Source organism: Holdemania sp. 1001095H_141210_F2, assembly GCF_015558105.1.
Lineage (GTDB): Bacteria > Bacillota_I > Bacilli_A > Erysipelotrichales > Erysipelotrichaceae > Holdemania.
In genome coordinates this window covers 1-2,219 of the sequence record NZ_JADNPO010000058.1, presented here as the reverse complement: position 1 = coordinate 2,219, position 2,219 = coordinate 1, and the positions used below count along the sequence as shown (strand labels likewise).

Sequence of the window (2,219 nt, the reverse complement as noted above, 5' to 3'; positions counted from 1 at the left end):
CACGGTTGATCTTTTCCAACAACGTCATGATCTCATCCGACTTCTGCGGATCGAGATTACCGGTCGGTTCGTCCGCGATCAGCAGTTTCGGTTTGTTCGCAATCGCGCGAGCGATCGCCACCCGCTGCTGCTGCCCGCCGGAAAGTTCCTGCGGAAACGAATTGCCCTTGTCGTCCAGACCGACTAAATTCATGACCTCGCGCACCCGCCTGCGGATTTTCTCCTTCGGCACATTGATGACCTCCAGCGCAAACGCGATGTTCTCAAACACCGTTTTCCGCTCCAATAAGCGGAAGTCCTGAAACACGACGCCGATATTGCGGCGGTACAGCGGCACTTTGGAATGCTTCAGCTTCCCGACGTTGATTCCGGTGACTTCGACCTTGCCTTTGGTCGGGATTTCCTCGCCGTCCAGCAGCTTGATCAGCGTCGATTTGCCCGAGCCGGTCGGCCCGATGATATACACGAATTCGCCCTGATCAATCTTGAGATTGACGTCGTACAGAGCGTTGACTCCGTTCTTATATGTTTTTGATACATGTTTTAAATCCAGCATCGTTTCACATCCAATCGCTAGTATTATAACATAGAATCAATTTTGGACATGATGAAAATATTGGGTTATTTCTTACAATCTTTGCCGCACATTCGATCGCTGAATTCCCGCTTTTATGCGTTTCCGGTTATTTCATTGCATGAAATATATCACGTCGGGCCACCCGATTTCAAGCAAGTGGCAGTTCGTTTCACGCTCATAATGCGCATGCCTGCGAGCTGAAAGCATTTAAAAAGGTGAACGGCACGGGTTCTCCCGATCGTCATTCACCTTGCTTTATTCTCAGATCCAGCGCAGCTGGAAACGGCTTTTCCTTTTAAGCGCAAGAAGCACCGAAACTAAACCGCTATCCATCAATAGCCGAATGCCGTTTCCGGCTTCACGCGGCACGGTGCGCCGCGCTTATCGCAGGTATTGCTTAACGCGCCAGAACCCCAGCCGGCCCCGAAGGCCAGATCGCCGTTCCAGCTGTTGGCATAGCTTTCAATCGACATCGTGCCGAGCTTGAACACTTCGATATGCGTGTGCGGCGCGCTCGCATTGCCGGACTGCCCAACCGTGCCGATCTGATCACCGGCACTTACCACAGAACCGGTCGCGATCGGAGAACCGGGACTCATGTGCAGATACTTGACCGCGTAGGTCGTCCCGTTGATGTTAGTTAACAAATATACCTGATTCCCGCCGCCCCGGCTTCCGCCGCTGCCGCCGCAGGTATTGCCGAGATAGCCATTATTTCCGCAGCCGTCGGCGCTGTTGAGAATGACGCCGTTGCCGGCCGCGGCGATCGGCGTGCCGATCCCGGCCATGATATCCATTCCCAGATGAACACCGCCGCTGCTGTAATACCAGGTGCCGTTGTTCAAATAGCCGCCGTTAGGTTTGGTAAAGCCGGTTGAGCTGTCGATCCCGCTGAAGTCGATTGACGACAGAAGGCCCTTAAATGCGGACAAATTGGCCGTGATCTGATTGCCCAGCGCTTCCAGATCCGCCGCCTGCTTTTCCGCCGCCTCCTGCGCGATCTTCGCGACGACCCGCAGCTGCGTGACCTCCGCTTTCTTCGCTTCAACTTCCGTCTTGCTTGTTTCAAGTCCCGCTTTTTCCTCGGCCAGCTGCGCTTTATCCGCTTCCAGCGCATCCATCAGCGCTTTTAATTCCTCCAGCGACTTCTTATCATAATTCATGATATCGTTAACGCCCTGAATCCGGCGCAAGAGTGAAGCAAAATCCTCCGCGCCCATTAAGAAATCCAGAAACTGATTCGTGTGCATTGTCTGCTGGGAACGAACTAAGCGCTGTTCCACCTTTTCCCGCAGCGCTGCGATCTCATCTTCCTTCTGCTGGATCTGAATTTCCAGCTGGGCGATCAATGCTTCCTTTTCGCTGATCTGCTTTTCCAGCTCGCTGATCTGCGCTGTCAGCTGGGCGATCTGCGCGTCATAGCCGCGGATCTCCTGACCGATCTTCGCCAGATCCTTCTCAATCTCCTGGCGTTTGGCCTTGATGTCGCTGAGCTGCTGCGCCAGTTCACTGTTGCGCCGGGAAGCATATTCCCTGCATTCGTTTTTCTGTTCTTCGGATAAATCAGAACCGGAACACATCGTCAAGTAATAAACGTCTTCGTCGTCGTCCGCCATGACCGGCAAAACCATGCCCGTCATTA

The 2,219-nt window shown here is 53.6% G+C and carries 2 protein-coding genes; both read right to left on the bottom strand.

Going from position 1 to position 2,219, the window contains the following annotated elements:
* Positions 1-556: cell division ATP-binding protein FtsE (locus I2G61_RS16220; protein WP_195548472.1), on the bottom strand; the 556-nt coding region annotated here is incomplete at its 3' end.
* Positions 557-909: 353 nt separating this feature from the next.
* The coding region (locus I2G61_RS16215) for a murein hydrolase activator EnvC (protein ID WP_195548471.1) at positions 910-2,219 on the bottom strand (1,310 nt) is incomplete at its 5' end.